The organism is Roseobacter sp. GAI101 (genome assembly GCF_000156335.1).
Lineage (GTDB): Bacteria > Pseudomonadota > Alphaproteobacteria > Rhodobacterales > Rhodobacteraceae > Sulfitobacter.
In genome coordinates, this window is record NZ_DS999213.1 from 2,026,214 (window position 1) to 2,043,688 (window position 17,475).

Here is a 17,475-nt window from a genome sequence, read left to right on the forward strand (position 1 = left end):
ACAAGGTCTCGATCGTCAAAGTCGACTTACCGCCGCCTGATACACCCGTGACGCAGACGAATTGCCCCAAGGGGAAGTCAACGGTGATGTCGTGCAAGTTGTTGCCCGAAGCTTTGAGGCTATTCTGGCGGCAAAAGTCACGGCCCCCGGCGAAGATACCGGCCTTACATCGCGGTTGGCCCGCGGTACCCGTGCCTTTACCATCAAAGTGGACGTGTCCAGCGGCGTGTCAGGCTTTTTGCGCCCCGGTGACCGCGTCGATGTCTATTGGACCGGCCGCATCACAGTGGGTGACAGCAATCTGCGCAACGCCGGAGACGTGACAAAACTGATCGAAGCAGGTGTTCAGTTGATCGCCATCGACCAAAGCGCCGGTGGTGAGATGAATGAAGCCAACATCGCCCAAACAGTGACAGTCGCCGTAAAGCCAAGCCAGGTCGCGGCCTTGGCTCAGGCCCAATCGACCGGCAAGCTGTCGCTGTCCTTGGTGGGTGCCGATGACGACACCATCGCCGGTGCGATCGAAGTGGACCAGCGCAGCTTGCTTGGCATCACAAACGAGACGGTGCAGGTTGAAGTCGAAAAGGAACGGGTCTGTACGATCCGGACCCGCCGTGGCGCTGAAGTCGTCGCAATTCCGATCCCCTGCACCAACTGATCTCACCATCGACAGACATCAAAGGCCGCGCATCCTTGTGCGGCCTTTGATTTAAATGGCACATGTTGCTGTTAATCCACAGCCATACAGCGCTGCATCTCATTGATTCTTGCAAAAAAAACAAAATAAACGCACAATGGTACGAACCGCGGGCACCAAGACCCTATCCAGAGGCGTGATCACAAAGGCAGGTCACATGAAAATCGACAGATTTATCACAGCGGCCCTCTTCGGGCTGACCATATGTGCAATGCCGCTTGCTTTGGCGGCACCGACCGCCGTTCAGGCGGATACGTTGCGCGTGGTCAACAGAGGTACCAACCGCGCCCTGGAAGTCCCGATGAACCGCGCCGTCGTTGTCGAAAGCGACATTCCCTTTGCAGAACTCAGCATCGCCAATCCCGGCATTGCGGACATCTCGTCCCTTTCCGACCGCACGATCTATGTTCTGGGCAAATCCCCCGGCCTGACAACCCTGACGCTTTTGGACGCTGCAGGGCAGTTAATCACCAACGTGGACGTCCGGGTTGCATCCGACATTTCCGAATTCAAGGAACGCCTGCGGCAGATCCTTCCGGGTGAAAAGATCGAAGTGCGCACCGCCAACGACGGGATCGTCCTGTCGGGCATCGTGTCATCGACCCAAGGTTTGCAGCGCGCGCTGGATCTGGCGGAACGCTATGCGCCCGAACGTGTGTCCAATCTGATGAGCGTAGGTGGCATTCAGCAGGTCATGCTGAAGGTCCGTTTCGCTGAAATGCAGCGCTCCGTTTCGAAATCGCTTAGCGCGTCCTTGGCGCTCAATGGTTTGCTGGGCTCGGATCTTGCCATCAACGGCGGCACGAACACGACCAACGGATCGACCGCGATCGCGAATTCCCTGAATGGTTCGACACCCACAACGAATAGCAATGCGGGTGCCGTCCTGTTCGGCTTCAACGCAGGCTCGACGCAGGTTGGCCTGCTGCTTGAAGCGTTGGAGCAAAAGGGCGCTGTGCGCTTCCTTGCCGAACCCAACCTTGTCGCGCTTTCCGGCCAAGAGGCGACATTCCTTGCGGGCGGTGAATATCCTGTGCCCGTATCCCAGTCCGGCGACCGGATTTCCGTCGAATACAAGCCCTTCGGCGTCGAGATGAGCTTTATCCCCCGCGTGGTGGACAAGAACCTTATCAACCTTGAACTGAAGGCCGCCGTTTCCGCGATTGACCCCAGCAACAGCGTGTCCCTGGGCAACGGTTTTGATATTTCCGCCTTCACGCGGCGCGAAACCTCGACCACGGTCGAGATGCGCGATGGCGAAAGCTTTGCCATCGCCGGTCTCCTGACCGATGATTTTACCGACACCTCACGGCAGTTGCCGTGGATCGGCGACGTGCCGGTCTTGGGCGCGTTGTTCCGCAGCGCAAATTACCAGCGCAGCCAGACAGAGCTGGTGATCATCATCACGGCACATCTTGTGACGCCGACGCGCGGCGACGCGCTGGCCTTGCCGACCGACCGGATCAAACCCCCGACCGAAAACGAGCTTTTCCTGAGCGGTCGCACGTCGAGCGGCGGAAAGGCCCCGACACGGGGTGCCGCCGGTGAAGTCGCCAAACAGGATTTCAGCGGCTCCTACGGCTATGTACTGGATTGATCAGATGAACACGCGGATCATTGCAAAACTCAGCACAGTCAGCCTTATCGCCGCACTTGCCACGCTCGCGGCCTGCGCGCGCAGCAACGACCCCGTCTATACGCAGTTCTACCGCGAAGCCGGGTCGCTGTCGGATCTGGGCACCTTTGGCGATGCGACACTGAACAATCGTTTGGTGATGACCGGCGAGCGTCAATATACATTTGATCTTGCCAATCGCTTTGCTGGCGAAGTGCAATCGACCGTCACGTTCGACTTCAACTCTTCGCAGCTGGACGCGGCCGCGCAGGCGATTTTGCGCCAGCAGGCGAACTGGATCAGGCAGTTCCCCGAGGTGCGGTTCCGTGTCTACGGCCACACCGATGCGGTGGGGTCCAACCGTTCAAACAAGGCACTCGGCTTGCGCCGCGCACGGTCTGTCGTGGCCTTCCTGACAACCCAGGGCATCAGCACGTCGCGGCTTGAAGCTGTTGTTTCCTTTGGGGAAACCCAGCCCCTTATCGTGACGCAGGGCCGCGAACGCGCCAACCGGCGCACCGTGACCGAGGTAAGCGGGTTTGTCGGTCGCCACCCCACTGTGCTGGACGGAAAATACGCGCAAATCATCTATCGCGACTACGTCGCCAGCGCCGTCCCACCGACGCAGTTGACCGGCGGTACAGCCACGGCAACGACGGAATAATATCCGCCATTTGACCTTGTCAGACCGATCGGGACACCGTCCCTGTCGGGGACCGTGTCGAAATGCCTGTTTGGGCCGCGCGATCGTTGCAAAAGACCAAACAATAGAAACTATTTGGCCCCATTTATGCCCAAGTTAGCTGTGATATTTGCAGCAATAGGACAAATGCGTCTCGCCAAAATGGCACGACGCGGGCGACCGCAGAGCTACTCACAGGGGCCCGGACCATCTGTGACCTTTTGCAAAGCCCCAAGTAGTAAAAGGACTAAGGCCATGAGCAGCAGTATCCCACAGATCGAAGCGCCCCAAATCGTCGCGTGCACCGTCAGCCGCGATGTGCAGAATTTCGACCTGCTGATCGAAGACATGGAGGACGCATTGGGCGAAAGCTGGGGCGATCTCGGGTTCTCCGAGGCGCTCGCCTTTTTCGGACAACCAGAAGCCCAATCCCTTGAGCTGATCGCGTTGGCGCTGGACGTCGAGGACGAAGAAGACCTTGTTTTAATGGGGGAAATCATTGTTCAGGCCAAGGCGCGCGACATCAAGGTGATCCTGATCGCCGAAGATGTCAGCCCCGTCTCGCTGCATTCCCTGCTGCGTCAGGGTGCGGATGAATTTGTCCCCTACCCCCTGCCCGAAGGTGAACTGGCCGCCGCGATCGAACGTGTGCGCGCCGAACCGGACCCCGTCGGCCAATCGGCCACCAAGGCCCCCACCCTGAAACCGGGGGCCGACAAGGACGGGGCGCTGATCGTGGTGCACGGTCTGGCCGGGGGCACGGGCGGAACCACCATGGCCGTGAACCTTGCTTGGGAATTGGCCAATGCCGACAAAAAGAACCCGCCCAAAGTCTGCCTGCTGGATCTAGACCTGCAATTCGGGGCCGTCGCGACCTTTCTTGATCTGCCGCGCCGCGAAGTCGTCTATGACATGCTGTCCGAGACTGAAAACATGGACGAGGAAAGCTTTGGACAGGCCCTGCTGACCTATGAAGACCGGCTTCAGGTTCTGACCGCGCCTGCGGAAATGCTGCCTCTGGACCTTATTACGTCCGAAGACGTGAACCGCATTCTGGATCTCGCGCGCAACCAGTTCGATTATGTGGTGGTCGATATGCCGTCGACCCTCGTGCAATGGTCCGAAGCCGTGCTGAACAACGCGCATATCTATTTCGCGATGCTAGAACTGGACATGCGTTGCGCGCAGAACGCCTTGCGTTTCAAACGTGCGCTGCAATCAGAAGAACTGCCCGTGGAAAAGCTGCGCTATGTCATGAACCGCGCGCCCAAGTTCACCGATCTAAGCGCCAAGAGCCGTGTCAAACGCATGGCCGAAAGTCTGGGCATCTCGATTGATGTGCATCTGCCCGATGGCGGCAAGCAGATTACCCAAGCCAATGATCACGGCATGCCCCTGGCGAATTCCGCCCCCAAAAACCCATTGCGTCGCGAGATTGCCAAGCTTGCCGCGTCCATTCACGACCTCAAGGCCGAAGAAGCCAAAGCAGCGTAACAACCCCGCGCCTGCTAACCCAGAAAGAGTGTTCAGATGTTTTCCAAGTACAAAAAACAGGGTGCCGCACCTGCTGCCAAGATCGCAGAAGTCGCAAAAATAGCACCGGTCAAGCAGGCCGAGGACGCGCCGGCCAAACCTGCTTCGATGCGTCGCGCATCACAGCCCGCCACGGTCGCGCCTCTGGACAAAGACCTCAAGCGCAAGCAACGGATGAGCGAAATCAAGCTTGAACTGCACCGCGCGCTTTTGGACAATCTGAACCTTGCCGCCCTCGAGCACGCAACCGAGCAGGACCTTCGTCAGGAAATCAACGAGATCTCGGCTGAAATCCTGGCCGAGAAGTCCATCGTTCTGAACCGCGAAGACCGGGTGCAATTGAACTCGGAACTTTATGACGAAGTCACCGGGCTCGGGCCGCTAGAGACATTGCTGAAAGACGACACGGTCAACGATATCCTGGTCAACGGGCCGCAGCAGATTTTCGTGGAACGGTCCGGTAAACTGCAACTGACGGACATTACGTTCAAGGATGAAAAGCACCTGTTGCGGATCATCGACAAGATCGTGTCGGCCGTGGGCCGCCGTGTCGACGAAAGCAATCCTTACGTAGATGCGCGACTGAAAGACGGGTCACGCTTCAACGCCATGGTCCCGCCGATCGCGGTGGACGGCAGCCTTGTTTCCATTCGCAAGTTCAAAAAGGACAAGCTGGGCATTGATGATCTGGTGGCCTTCGGTGCGTTTTCCGAAGAAATGGCGGCCTATTTGCAGGCTGCTGTGGCGACACGTCTGAACATCATCGTATCGGGCGGTACGGGTTCGGGTAAAACCACAACACTGAACGCGCTGTCGTCGTTCATCGACAACGACGAACGCATCCTGACCATCGAAGATACCGCCGAACTTCAGCTGCAACAGACCCATGTGGGCCGGATGGAAAGCCGTCCGCCCAACGTGGAAGGCAAAGGCGAGGTTTCCCCGCGCGACTGTCTGAAAAACGCCCTGCGGATGCGCCCGGACCGGATCATCGTGGGGGAAACCCGTGGCGAAGAGGTCATCGACATGTTGCAGGCGATGAACACCGGCCACGACGGGTCGATGACGACAATCCACGCCAACTCTGCCCGCGATGGCGTCAGCCGACTGGAAAACATGATTGCGATGGCCGGGATCGAAATGCCGCTCAAGGCGGTGCGCAGCCAGATTTCAAGCGCTGTGAACCTGATCGTGCAAGCCTCACGTTTGCAGGACGGGTCAAGACGCATGACCTCGATCACCGAAATCACCGGCATGGAAGGCGACGTCATCTCGATGCAGGAATTGTTTCGCTATCAGCGCGTCGGGCTGACCCCCGAGAACAAGATCATCGGTCACTTCACCGCGACCGGTGTGCGCAGCCACTTTTCCGAGCGGTTCAAGATGTGGGGCTATGATCTGCCCTCGACCATCTACGACCCCATTGCCGCCCAGTAAGGACCCTATGTCATGAGCGCTGAACCACTTATCTACGGTCTGATCTTTATCGGCGTTCTTGTGCTGGTCGAAGGCCTGTATCTTGTCGCTTTCGGCAAATCCATCAGCCTCAACAGTCGCGTGAACCGACGCCTTGAGATGCTGGAAAAAGGCACACGCCGCGAAGAGGTGTTGGACAAGCTGCGCAAGGAAATGCAGCAGCACATGGATAACAAATCCATCCCGATCTATTCGATGCTGGCCGCAAAGGCCCAAAAGGCCGCCATCGCCTTTTCCCCCAAACAGTTGATCATGCTGATGGGCGGCCTGTCTGTCGTCGCCTTCATGGGTCTGACCATCGGCACCGCCACCGAAGTGCCGATCCGCGCTGTAATCTCTGTCGCGATCGGCATTGGCGCGGTCTATTTCTGGATCTCTTCCAAGGCGAAGAAGCGCATGAGCATGATCGAAGAACAACTGCCGGACGCGGTTGAACTGATGGTGCGGTCCTTGCGGGTCGGCCACCCCTTCACCAACGCGATCGCCATCGTATCAAAGGAAATTCAGGATCCGCTGGCCTCTGAATTCGGCATCATCTCGGACGAGGCAGCCTATGGCCGCGACATCGGTGAGGCGCTCAAGGAGATGGCGGAACGGCTGGACATGCAGGATCTGCGCTTCCTTGCCGTGGCGGTGACGATCCAGCAGCAATCGGGCGGCAACCTTGCCGAAATCCTTGCCGGCCTGGCCAAGGTGATCCGGGCGCGCTTCAAGCTCTTCCGCCGCGTCAATGCCATCACAGCAGAGGCGAAATGGTCCGGAAAATTCCTGTCTGCCTTCCCCATCGTCGCCTTGATCGTAATCAAGCTGGGTGATCCGCATTACTACGATGAAGTCATGACCCATGAACTTTTCATTCCCGGTTGCATTGCCGTGATCCTGTTCCTGTCGGCCAACCTGCTGGTGATGCGCAAGTTGACAGACATCAAGGTTTAAGGGGTAAAATTATGGAATTTATGAATACAATCAATGAGATAATGGGACCCTTGGGCTGGATCGTGCTGTTGGGCGTTCTGGGCGTGATGATGATCGGCATGACCGTCATCATGTTGATGCGCCAGCCACAGGACCCGATGGCAAAGCTGAAACGCAGCCAGACAGAACCATCAGAACGGCCCAGTCAACAACGCTTGCGCCAGTCGGATCGCAACGAGCAGTTGCAGAAATTCGCAAAGTTCCTTGAGCCTGAAAACCTTGACGAACTGACAGCCAAACAGTTGATGCTGCGTCAGGCGGGTTATTCTTCGCGCGATGCGGTTCGGTTTTTCCATTTTGCCCAGATGGCCCTGGGAATTGGCGGCCTGGTCTTCGGTATTGTCTACGTCAATTTCCTAGGAGGCGGCGAAGGTCTGACCACGCAGAAGATGATGATGTATACCGTGGGTCCTGGCGGGATCGGCTATTACCTCCCGAAATACTGGGTCACCAAACGCGTTGAAAAACGCAAAGAGGAAATCACCCGCGGCTTTCCCGACGCACTGGACATGATGCTGGTCTGCGTTGAGGCAGGGCAATCGCTGGATCAATCCATCGTGCGCGTCGCCAAGGAATTGCATGCGTCCTACCCTGCCCTGGCCGAAGAATTCGAAGTCGTGGCCTATGAAATGAAAGCCGGCAAGGACAAAGTCGGCGTTCTGACCGACATGGGCGACCGTTGCGGCGTGCAGGATGTGTCGTCTTTCGTCACCGTCTTGTGCCAATCAGCGGCCTTTGGGACGTCAATTTCGGATGCGCTGCGGGTCTATGCAGAGGAAATGCGTGACAAGCGCGTGATGCGCGCCGAAGAGGCCGCAAACAAGTTGCCAACAAAGATGACCCTTGCCACTATGATGCTGACCGTCCCGCCATTGTTGATCATTCTGGTCGCACCTTCCGTAATGAACATCACAAAACTTGGTAATTAATTGGAATGAACCCTGAGAAATATCGCAAGCGCACTGTAACGCTCGCGATGTGCCTTCTCGCTGCCACCGTATTGACCGCCTGTTCACCAACGGGCGGTCAGCCCTTGTTTGGCATATCGCGCACACAGACAGGCCCGTTTGCGCCCGGAATCAACCGAAGCAAACAATCCGAAGACGGCGTGGAAGTCGCCCACCGTCTGATGCAGGCAGGCGAATTCGAACTGGCCATTCGCGCCTTTAACCGCGCGGCCTTGGCAGACGGGCTGGATGCTGAAATCCTGTCCGGCCTTGGCAGTGCCAATCTGGGTCTGGGCCGTCTGGGTCAGGCCGAAGAATTGCTGCGCAGTGCGGTCGAAAAGGACGATACCCGGCCAGAAGTCTGGAATAATTTGGGTGTTGTCCTGATGGAAAGTGGCAAACTGGCCGAAGCACAACTGACGTTTCGCAAGGCTTACGCGCTGGATAATGGCGAAAGTGACGCAATCCGGGACAATCTGCGCTTAGCACTCGCAAAATCAGAAAATCCTGTTACGATTAACGTTGAAGAAGAGAATTATAAATTGGTGCGGCGCGGTACGGGTGACTACCTGATCCGGCCAGCATCATGACCGAGGCAGAGCAGTAAAAGGACGCAAAAATGCGCCACCCTATTCTTTTGGCCGCCTGCATTGCAGGCGTCACCGCTGTTGCAGGCTGCGGTGATAAATCGGGCGAAGACACCGTGACGCGGGCCTTTCAGGACGTGAACGTTGTCGATGAAACCAACCTTAACGACGTGATGCTGACCGTGGCGGACCCGAATGAAGCCGTCAGCTATTTCGCCAGAACCGCAAAAGAACATCCCGAACGCATCGACATCCAGCGTGGCTTGGGCAAATCCCTGATCCGCGCCAAGCGGAACCAGGAAGGGGCCGCAGCCTGGGCCAACGTCGTCAAGCTTGAAGGTGCCACACCCGATGACAGCATCGACTACGCCGATGCGCTGATCCGCGCGGGCGACTGGGCCAAGGCCGAAGCGATGCTCGATTCCGTGCCTCCCACGCACGAGACCTACAATCGATACCGGCTTGAGGCGATCGTCGCCGACAGCAAGCAGGAATGGGCGAAGGCCGACAGTTTCTATGAAATCGCCATCGGACTGACGACCAAGCCGGGATCGGTCATGAACAACTGGGGATATTCGAAACTGACCCGCGGTGAATACCAAGACGCCGAGCGGCTTTTCAGCCAGGCCGTCCAGCAAGACCCGACCCTTTTCACCGCCAAGAACAACCTGATCCTCGCTCGCGGGGCACAGCGTGATTACACCTTGCCCCCCATCGCCATGGACCAGACAGAGCGCGCGCAACTGCTGCACACGCTGGCGCTGTCGGCGATCAAAAAGGGTGATGTAGAAACCGGCAAGGGCCTGCTGCGTGATGCCATCAGCACCCACCCCCAGCACTTCGAAGCCGCCGTGCGGTCGCTGCGGGCGCTGGAAAACGCTGGCTAGGCGCGTGTCGATCACCGTATACGCCGCCTTGTGGTTCTTGCCCTTCGTGCTGCCACTGTGCTTGTACACCGCCTATACTGACATCGCCTCAATGCGGATCACCAACCCCACGGTGATCACGCTTGCGGCCGTGTTTGTCATTATCGGACCGGTGGTGCTGCCCTTTGAAACCTATCTTTGGCATCTTCTGGCCATGGTGATCGCGCTGGTCGTCGGCATCATCCTGAATGCTGGCGGCGTCATGGGCGCAGGCGACGCCAAATTTATCGCCGCTGCCACGCCCTTTATCGCCTTGGGTGATCTGCGGCTAGTGATGGCCTTGTTCATGGCGACGCTCCTTGCGGCCGCACTGACCCACCGCATCGCCAAACATACTGTGGCGCGCAGGTTTGCACCCACCTGGACCAGCTGGCAGCAGGGCAAGAAATTTCCCATGGGCTTGGCGCTTGGCCCCGCCCTTGCCTTTTATTTGATCCTTGGGGCGCTGTTCGGGGCCTGAATTACGCCATATTCAACCGCTAGCTTGGCCGTAGAACCCATCGCATTCCATCCAAAGGTCACGCCCATGAACATGCCAAGCTCTGCCGTGATGGCACCACCGCCACCGCGCACCATTGAAGAGATGAAATTGCCCGTGGTGATGATGCGCGACATCATGATCAAGACGATGTACCGCAAAAACGTCACGATGGTCAGCGAGGTGGCCAAAGCGATCTGCCTGCCCATTCAGGTGACCCAGGAGCTGATCGACATGGCCCGCGAGCAACGCCTGCTGGAGGCAACCGGCACGCTGAACGCCAATAACGGCAACGAAATGGGCTATCAGCTGACCGATCTGGGCAAGGCCCGCGCGCTGGATGCGCTGGCACAGTCGGAATATTTCGGCGCGATGCCTGTCCCTCTCGAAGTCTACCGCGAACAGGTCAAACGCCAGTCGGTGCGCAATATGCAGATCACCCGCGCCCAACTTGAAGGCGCGATGGGGCATCTGGTGTTGCCCGATGAACTGATCGGCAATCTGGGGCCGGCGGTATCCGCAGGGCGTTCCATCTTGATGTACGGCCCTCCCGGTAACGGAAAATCAAGCATCTCGAACGGCATCCGTGACGCGCTTGGCGACAAGATCTATGTGCCGCGCGCCATCGAATATGCATCGCAGGTCATCACGGTCTATGACCCCATCGTGCATTCCGCCGCCTCGGACGAAGAACAAGACCCCAATTCCCTGCGCCGTGTGACCCGCTATGACGGCCGCTACGTCAAATGCGAACGCCCCACCGTGATCACAGGCGGTGAATTGTCGCTGGACATGCTTGATCTGGTTTATAACCCGACGGCGCGCACCTATCAGGCCCCGCTGCAATTGAAATCGACCGGTGGCATTTTCATCGTCGACGACCTTGGCCGTCAAAAGGAACCACCCCAAAGCATCGTGAACCGCTGGATCGTTCCGCTTGAAGAAAGCAAGGACATCCTCGCCCTGCAATCGGGCGAAAAATTCGAGGTTCCCTTTGATACACTGGTCATCTTTTCGACCAACTTCCACCCAAACGAAATCTTCGACCAAGCGGCCTTGCGCCGGATCTTTTTCAAGATCAAGATCGACGGACCAAACCAGAAAAACTTCCTCAAGATCTTTGCCATGGTCGCGAAAAAACGTAAAATGCCGCTGGACGAGTCCACATTGATCCACCTGCTGAGGAACAAGTATCCGACGATCGACAATACATTCGCCAACTACCAACCGATTTTTCTGATCGACCAGATGATTGCCATCTGCGAATTTGAAGGGATACCGTATCAGATGAACCCCGAATTGATGGACCGTGCATGGGCCAACATGTTCGTCAAAGACGAACATATCGTGAAATGACGCGATGCGTTCACTGACTGGGGTGGCTGGCTGCGGCCGGATGGGGGCACCGATGCTGGCAGCACTGCGCGCTGCCGGTCTGCCCGCACGTGGCTATGACGTGGTGCCAATGGATGCGGGCCACATCACCGACGACATCGCGGTCTTTTCCGAAGACCTGACGACGCTGATCACGGTCGTGCGCGACATCGACCAAACCGATGCGGTGCTTTTCGGCGATCAAAACTTCAGCGCCATTCCCAGCCTGCGGCGCATCATCATCTGCTCCACTCTCAGCCCGCGCTATGTCCGCGATCTGCGTGCTCGTGTACCTGCGCATATCACACTGATCGACGCCCCGATGTCCGGTGCCCAGATTGCAGCAGAACAGGCGCGTCTCAGCTTTATGCTGGGCGGCGACACCGAAGACATTGCCGCAGCCCAGCCGCTTTTCAATGCGATGGGCAAACATTTCCACCACATGGGTGATTTCGGCGCAGGCATGCAGGCTAAAGTGCTCAACAATCTACTGGCCGCCTCGAACACCGCGATGACCCGACTTGTACTTGATTGGGCAGATGCGGCCGGCCTGGACGAGGCAAAACTGCTTAATCTCATCCACACCTCTTCCGGCCAAAACTGGCTGGCCTCGGGGTTCAATGATATCGAATTCGCCCGCGACGGATTTGCCCCGGACAACACCATCGCGATCCTGGTCAAAGATGTGGCAAGCGCGCTGGACGCAGCCCCGACCGATGCCGACACGACCCTCCCCGCACTGATCCAGAACATGATCAAAACCCTCAAACCCCGCCCCTGACTTCATTTTGCCAGATAAACTCCGGGGGTGTGGGGGCTGGCCCCCACTTAATTCTGATCTGCTGGGGCTGGCACCGGCACAGGCGCATCCTATCTAGACGGATATGAATGCCTTACCCCCCAAATTCACCGAATGGTTCGCCACAAAAGGCTGGGACATCCACCCCCACCAACAGGACATGCTCGACCGCGCCGATGCCCCTGCACTGCTGCTGATTGCCCCAACAGGCGGCGGCAAGACCCTCGCTGGGTTCCTGCCAACCCTGGTCGATCTGGCGCAGGGCGACCACAAAGGGCTGCACACGCTTTATATCTCGCCGCTCAAGGCGCTTGCCGCAGACATCAAACGCAATCTGACAACGCCGGTCACCGAAATGGACTTGCCCATCCGGATCGAAGACAGGACCGGCGACACATCCCAGACGCGCAAGCGCCGCCAACGCGCCGACCCGCCCCATATCCTGTTGACCACCCCCGAAAGCCTCGCCCTGCTTACGTCTTACGAGGACGCACCGCGCATGTTTCAGGGCCTCAAGCGGGTTGTGATCGATGAAATCCACGCGCTGGCCGATAGCAAGCGTGGCGATCAACTGATGCTGGCCTTGGCCCGACTGCAAAGCCTTTGTCCCGACCTGAAACGGGTCGGGTTGTCGGCAACGGTCGAAGACCCGGCTGCCATCGCGCATTTCATGGCACGCCACCCCGATCCCTGCCCGATCCTGCTGGCCGATCCCGGTCCTGCCCCCGACATCCAGATGCTGCGCACCACCGAGGCACCGCCGTGGGCCGGCGCAGGGGCCGCCTACGCGATCCCCACCGTGCTTGATCAAATCCGACAGCACAACACCACGCTGATCTTTCACAACACCCGCGCCCAGGCCGAGATTTTCTTTCACAATCTCTGGCTCGCCAATGATGACGGCCTGCCCATCGGCATTCACCACGGATCGCTGGACCGCACGCAGCGCGAACGGGTCGAGGCGGCAATGGTGCGCGGCGACTTGCGCGCGATCGTCTGCACAGGCAGTCTTGATCTGGGCATCGACTGGGGTGATGTGGACCTGGTCATCCAGATCGGTGCACCGAAGAACGTCAAACGCCTGGTCCAGCGTATCGGCCGCGCCAACCACCGCTACAATGCGCCCTCCAAGGCCCTGCTGGTACCCGCAAACCGCTTTGAAGTCGTCGAATGCGTCGCGGCCCTGGACGCCGTTCTGGCCGGCGATCTTGACGGCGACCCGCGCGGCCCCGGACCCCGCGACGTGCTGTGCCAACACATCCTGATCACCGCCTGCGCTGGCCCGTTTGATGCTAACGCGCTCTTTGCCGAAGTCACCAGCGCTGGTGCCTACGCGGCGCTCACCCGTTCGGAATTCGATGCCTGCCTCAACTTCTGCGCGACCGGTGGATATGCCCTGCGTGCCTATGATCGGTGGCAACGCCTGCTGCAAACGGACGGCAAGTGGCACTTGCGTGACCCCCGCAGCAGCCAACGCATCCGGATGAATATCGGCACGATCCAGGACACGGATACGCTGAAGGTCAGGATGAAACGCAATCGCGGCGGCAACCCCCTGGGCGAGATCGAAGAAGGCTTTGCCGCCACCCTGACGGCAGGCGATACATTCCTGATCGGCGGTCAGATCGTGAAATACGAAGGCCTGCGCGAAATGACCGTCGAGGTCAGCCGCGATGCCTCCAAAAAGCCGCGCATCGCATCCTTCATGGGGACGAAATTCGCCACATCCACCCAACTGTCGGCCCGCGTCCAACGCATGTTTACCAAAGAAACTTGGCCCGAGCTTCCGCCCCACACCGCAGAATGGCTCGAGCTTCAGCGCAAGGTCAGCCAATTACCGCAACCCGGTCGCCTGCTGGTCGAAAGCTTTCCCCATGACGGGCGCGAACAAACCGTCATCTACGGATTTGCGGGGCGCAACGGGCAACAAACGCTTGGCCTGCTGCTGACCAAACGGATGGAGGAACTGGGCCTCGCCCCCCTTGGCTTCGTCTCGACCGACTATGCAACTTTGATCTGGGGCCTGAACGCCGTTGAAGACCCCGCAGCGCTGCTTGACCCGGTCGCCTTGAACGACGGGCTTGAGACATGGCTTGCAGGGAATGCCGTGATGAAAAGGACCTTTCGCGCATCCGCAACGATTGCCGGGCTGATCGAACGCAACACCCCTCAGGCGCGCAAATCCGGCCGGCAAGCGACATTCAGTTCTGATATCTTGTATGACACGCTGCACAAATATGACCCGGATCACCTGCTGCTCGATATTACCCGAGAGGAAGCATTGCGTGGCCTGGTTGATTTTGGCCGCATCGAAGAGATGTTGATACGGATCGACGGACGGATCGATCATCGCAAGCTGAGCCGTGTCAGCCCCTTGTCCGCGCCATTGTTTCTTGAAATGGGCCGCGTGCCAGTCAAGGGCGACGCCGAAGAACGTCTTTTGGCACAAGAAGCAGAACGTCTGATGCAAGCATCAGGGCTGGCCAACATAACGCCGGCCCCCTCAAACAAACCACGCTGGCGGGTGGGCTATTGAAACTAGACGACGAGAACGCTGACAGAGTTGAATTTGAGTATTTGGAAAAGGGTGAAACTGCGGGTTGGTTTACTTATTTTTAAGTATGCGTCCGATATTACCAAGCCGCGGTACAGGCTGGAGAGCCGATGGCCGTAAAGGGTGAAGGCGTCCCTGAAACCTGGTATTCGTACCTTGTGTGGGGCGTCTTCTGCTTCACCCTTTTCAAATACTCAAATTCAACGCTTTCACCCGCGAAGTCGCCTGCGTTCAACACCCTTGCACCCCCGACTGTTTTACCCGATGACCCCTGCATGAGCGTTGGTCATGATTTCACTTTGGCGGGGGCCCAGCTTGCAGCCCTTGGGTCAGGTGCCCTTTGGTGGGCAAAACAACGATTGCTCTGCGTCTCTGACCTTCACCTGGGCAAGTCGGAACGTATCATCCGACGCGGAGGCTCGGCTTTGCCGCCCTACGAGACGCGCGATACTTTGGCACGGCTTGAGGCAGATCTGGAACACCATCCAGCGCAAACCGTTATTTGTCTTGGCGACAGTTTTGATGATCTGGATGCTGCACGTGCCCTGCCCGAACAAGAGAGATTGTGGATTGCGCGACTTCAAGCCGGGCGTCGGTGGATTTGGGTCGAAGGCAACCATGACCCTGGCCCGATCGATGTCGGTGGCAGCCATCTGGACGAAGTATCGATTGATGCCCTGACATTCAGGCATATTGCCGACCCTTCCTGCAACGGCGAGGTGTCCGGGCACTATCACCCCAAGGCAAGCCTCAGTATGCGCGGGCGCACTGTCTCCCGTTCTGCATTCCTATATGACTCAGAGCGGCTGATCATGCCTGCATTCGGCACCTATACGGGCGGGCTGCGCAGCACGTCGGATACACTGGCACGTCTCATGCTTCCGGGTTCCATAGCCGTGCTGACGGGCCCACGTCCGACGGCGATCCCGATGCCGCGTTAGACGTTTTCTTGACCGCAAAAACATGGCAGCTTGACAGGAAAGGACCGACACAATGACCCCAGAAGAGATCGCGCGCATCAAGACCAGCTTTGCCGCCCAATCCATGATGGTGACCTTTGGTGCAACCCTTGCCGATATCGGCAAAAGCAGCATCAGGATCGAAGCCCCCATTTTACCTGGCGCGCTGCAGCAGCAAGGGTTCGGCCATGCCGGGCTTACCTTTGCGATCGGAGACAGCGCAGCAGGCTATGCAGCCTTGACGACCTTGCCGTTGGATATGGAAGTCGTCACTGCCGAGATCAAGATCAACCTGCTGGCCCCCGCACGGGGAGAGAAGCTGATTGCCATCGGCAAGGTGATCAAGCCAGGCAAACGGCTCTGTGTCGTCACCGCAGAGGTTTTTGCCCATAGCAAAGGCCAAGATACGCTGATCGCGATTTTGCAAGGCACGATGGTACCGGTCCCGGCCTAGATCAGCCCCGCATCTTGCGTAAGTATCAGGATCAGGATCAGCGCGCTGCCTGCCCTTCTGACCACATGTAAATAACGATCTTGTGCTTCCATCCTAATCAACGGGGCACGTTCCAAGGGGATGCGCCACAAAAACATTGCCTGAATGTCCACATGGACATCGCCGACAAACGGATCAAAAACACTTAGAGCCAACTAAATAGCCCCATATACTACAGCGCGCTGACGACGAGCCAACAGGCCACTCATCCCTATACACAAATTCGCCCCAACGACTGATAGCCTCACCTTCTATCCGCCGTCGTGCTCGTAGAACTGGTGGTGAATGTACGCGCCGAGCGATCAACGCGGATCCGCCGTCACGTCCGCGGCTGAAGGGCCTCACATCCGGCGCGCAGGGTTACCGAAGGAGGGTTCACCCACCTGCTCGACCGTATCAGGTAGAAGACGAAGACAGGCGGTTAGGCCGTCAATCCTTCAGGCTCTGCCAGCCCGTTTGCGCGACAACAGGCGGTCACGGTGTTGGCCAACAGGCACGCTATCGTCATCGGCCCCACACCACCCGGTACAGGGGTGATCGCACCCGCGACATCGACACAGCTCGCAAAATCGACATCGCCCACAAGACGCGTCTTGCCTTCGCCTTTTTCGGGCGCATCCAGCCGGTTGATGCCCACGTCAATTATGGTTGCACCTGGCTTGATCCAATCGCCTGGCACCATCTCTGGCCGCCCGACGGCCGCCACGACGATATCGGCGCGGCGGACCACCTCTGCCAAGTCCTTGGTCCGCGAATGGGCGATCGTCACCGTGCAACTGTCATTCAGCAAAAGCTGTGCCATCGGCTTGCCCACAATATTGCTGCGGCCGATGATCACGGCATCCATGCCCGAAAGACTGCCATGATGCTCTCGCAACATCATCAGACACCCCAACGGCGTACAGGGTACCATCGACTTCTGCCCGGTGCCCAACAGCCCCACGTTGGAAATATGAAACCCGTCGACATCCTTGGCCGGATCAATCGCGTTGATCACCAGATCCTCGTTCAAATGCTTGGGCAGCGGAAGCTGCACCAGAATTCCATGTATCGCGGGATCTGCATTCAACTGCGCAATCAGCGCCAACAAATCGGCCTCTTCCGTATCCGCTTCAAGCCGGTGCTCAAGCGACTTCATGCCCACCTCGACGGTCATCTTCCCCTTTGAGCGGACATAAACTTCGGACGCCGGGTCAGCCCCGACCAACACAACCGCCAACCCCGGCGTAATCCCGTGATCGGCCTTCAGCCGGGAGACATGTTCGCCGACCTGCTCGCGCACGCGGGCCGCAAATGCCTTGCCGTCAATGATCGTCGCTGTCATGAATACCGTCCTTCATCTTCTCTGGCTCTTAAATATCCCCGCCGGAGGCAGGAAAG

General features: G+C 58.2%; 16 protein-coding genes. 15 read left to right on the forward strand and 1 reads right to left on the reverse strand.

Annotation, left to right across the window (positions count from 1 at the left end; all coding sequences use genetic code 11):
• Positions 1-91: 91 nt before the first annotated feature.
• From cpaB to RGAI101_RS09485, 15 genes are all read left to right on the forward strand, one after another.
• On the forward strand, positions 92-658 hold the full coding sequence (gene cpaB / locus RGAI101_RS09415; RefSeq protein WP_441295890.1) for a Flp pilus assembly protein CpaB: 567 nt from the start codon (positions 92-94) through the stop codon (positions 656-658).
• A gap of 196 nt (positions 659-854) precedes the next feature.
• The gene (locus tag RGAI101_RS09420) at positions 855-2,294 is read left to right on the forward strand and encodes a type II and III secretion system protein family protein (RefSeq protein WP_037227860.1); all 1,440 of its coding nucleotides are present in this window, start codon (positions 855-857) and stop codon (positions 2,292-2,294) included.
• Positions 2,281-2,976, forward strand: a complete 696-nt coding sequence (locus RGAI101_RS09425) for an OmpA family protein (RefSeq protein ID WP_008225957.1) — start codon at positions 2,281-2,283, stop codon at positions 2,974-2,976. Before RGAI101_RS09420 ends, RGAI101_RS09425 begins: the two co-directional genes overlap by 14 nt.
• Positions 2,977-3,249: 273 nt before the next feature.
• Positions 3,250-4,488, forward strand: coding sequence for an AAA family ATPase (locus tag RGAI101_RS09430; RefSeq protein WP_008227507.1), 1,239 nt, complete (start codon positions 3,250-3,252; stop codon positions 4,486-4,488).
• Between the two features lie 36 nt (positions 4,489-4,524).
• A complete protein-coding gene (locus RGAI101_RS09435) occupies positions 4,525-5,964 on the forward strand; it encodes a CpaF family protein (protein WP_008226309.1) in 1,440 nt (479 codons plus the stop codon).
• A 12-nt stretch (positions 5,965-5,976) separates the two neighbouring features.
• A complete protein-coding gene (locus tag RGAI101_RS09440; RefSeq protein ID WP_008227412.1) occupies positions 5,977-6,939 on the forward strand; it encodes a type II secretion system F family protein in 963 nt (320 codons plus the stop codon).
• A gap of 11 nt (positions 6,940-6,950) precedes the next feature.
• On the forward strand, positions 6,951-7,907 hold the full coding sequence (locus RGAI101_RS09445) for a type II secretion system F family protein (RefSeq protein ID WP_050763198.1): 957 nt from the start codon (positions 6,951-6,953) through the stop codon (positions 7,905-7,907).
• Positions 7,908-7,912: 5 nt separating this feature from the next.
• Positions 7,913-8,515 carry a tetratricopeptide repeat protein gene (locus tag RGAI101_RS09450; RefSeq protein ID WP_008225369.1) on the forward strand — a complete coding sequence of 201 codons (603 nt, stop codon included), beginning with the start codon at positions 7,913-7,915 and terminating at the stop codon, positions 8,513-8,515.
• Between the two features lie 29 nt (positions 8,516-8,544).
• On the forward strand, positions 8,545-9,399 hold the full coding sequence (locus tag RGAI101_RS09455) for a tetratricopeptide repeat protein (protein WP_008226956.1): 855 nt from the start codon (positions 8,545-8,547) through the stop codon (positions 9,397-9,399).
• Positions 9,400-9,403: 4 nt separating this feature from the next.
• Positions 9,404-9,898, forward strand: a complete 495-nt coding sequence (locus tag RGAI101_RS09460) for a prepilin peptidase (RefSeq protein ID WP_008228669.1) — start codon at positions 9,404-9,406, stop codon at positions 9,896-9,898.
• A 66-nt stretch (positions 9,899-9,964) separates the two neighbouring features.
• Entirely contained in the window at positions 9,965-11,272 is a 1,308-nt protein-coding gene (locus RGAI101_RS09465) for an ATPase (RefSeq protein ID WP_008225538.1), read from the forward strand.
• Between the two features lie 4 nt (positions 11,273-11,276).
• Complete coding sequence (locus RGAI101_RS09470) at positions 11,277-12,071, forward strand: NAD(P)-dependent oxidoreductase (protein WP_083792040.1); 795 nt, start codon at positions 11,277-11,279, stop codon at positions 12,069-12,071.
• 103 nt (positions 12,072-12,174) lie between these two features.
• Positions 12,175-14,625, forward strand: a complete 2,451-nt coding sequence (locus RGAI101_RS09475; RefSeq protein ID WP_008227334.1) for a ligase-associated DNA damage response DEXH box helicase — start codon at positions 12,175-12,177, stop codon at positions 14,623-14,625.
• Between the two features lie 293 nt (positions 14,626-14,918).
• Positions 14,919-15,584, forward strand: a complete 666-nt coding sequence (gene pdeM, locus RGAI101_RS09480) for a ligase-associated DNA damage response endonuclease PdeM (protein ID WP_037229356.1) — start codon at positions 14,919-14,921, stop codon at positions 15,582-15,584.
• A 52-nt stretch (positions 15,585-15,636) separates the two neighbouring features.
• Entirely contained in the window at positions 15,637-16,056 is a 420-nt protein-coding gene (locus RGAI101_RS09485; RefSeq protein WP_008226713.1) for a PaaI family thioesterase, read from the forward strand.
• 460 nt (positions 16,057-16,516) lie between these two features.
• On the opposite strand, the gene folD is transcribed toward RGAI101_RS09485, so the two are convergent.
• Entirely contained in the window at positions 16,517-17,419 is a 903-nt protein-coding gene (folD, locus tag RGAI101_RS09495; RefSeq protein ID WP_008228106.1) for a bifunctional methylenetetrahydrofolate dehydrogenase/methenyltetrahydrofolate cyclohydrolase FolD, read from the reverse strand.
• Between the last annotated feature and the right edge of the window lie 56 nt (positions 17,420-17,475).

What these genes read in the sequence shown, in the direction of transcription:
- RGAI101_RS09420 (WP_037227860.1), top strand. Translation starts at nt 855, where the DNA reads ATGAAAATCGACAGATTTATCACAGCGGCCCTCTTCGGGCTGACCATA.
- RGAI101_RS09425 (WP_008225957.1), top strand. Translation starts at nt 2,281, where the DNA reads ATGTACTGGATTGATCAGATGAACACGCGGATCATTGCAAAACTCAGC.
- RGAI101_RS09430 (WP_008227507.1), top strand. Translation starts at nt 3,250, where the DNA reads ATGAGCAGCAGTATCCCACAGATCGAAGCGCCCCAAATCGTCGCGTGC.
- RGAI101_RS09435 (WP_008226309.1), top strand. Translation starts at nt 4,525, where the DNA reads ATGTTTTCCAAGTACAAAAAACAGGGTGCCGCACCTGCTGCCAAGATC.
- RGAI101_RS09440 (WP_008227412.1), top strand. Translation starts at nt 5,977, where the DNA reads ATGAGCGCTGAACCACTTATCTACGGTCTGATCTTTATCGGCGTTCTT.
- RGAI101_RS09445 (WP_050763198.1), top strand. Translation starts at nt 6,951, where the DNA reads ATGGAATTTATGAATACAATCAATGAGATAATGGGACCCTTGGGCTGG.
- RGAI101_RS09450 (WP_008225369.1), top strand. Translation starts at nt 7,913, where the DNA reads ATGAACCCTGAGAAATATCGCAAGCGCACTGTAACGCTCGCGATGTGC.
- RGAI101_RS09455 (WP_008226956.1), top strand. Translation starts at nt 8,545, where the DNA reads ATGCGCCACCCTATTCTTTTGGCCGCCTGCATTGCAGGCGTCACCGCT.
- RGAI101_RS09465 (WP_008225538.1), top strand. Translation starts at nt 9,965, where the DNA reads ATGAACATGCCAAGCTCTGCCGTGATGGCACCACCGCCACCGCGCACC.
- RGAI101_RS09470 (WP_083792040.1), top strand. Translation starts at nt 11,277, where the DNA reads ATGCGTTCACTGACTGGGGTGGCTGGCTGCGGCCGGATGGGGGCACCG.
- RGAI101_RS09475 (WP_008227334.1), top strand. Translation starts at nt 12,175, where the DNA reads ATGAATGCCTTACCCCCCAAATTCACCGAATGGTTCGCCACAAAAGGC.
- pdeM (WP_037229356.1), top strand. Translation starts at nt 14,919, where the DNA reads ATGAGCGTTGGTCATGATTTCACTTTGGCGGGGGCCCAGCTTGCAGCC.
- RGAI101_RS09485 (WP_008226713.1), top strand. Translation starts at nt 15,637, where the DNA reads ATGACCCCAGAAGAGATCGCGCGCATCAAGACCAGCTTTGCCGCCCAA.
- folD (WP_008228106.1), bottom strand. Translation starts at nt 17,419, where the DNA reads ATGACAGCGACGATCATTGACGGCAAGGCATTTGCGGCCCGCGTGCGC.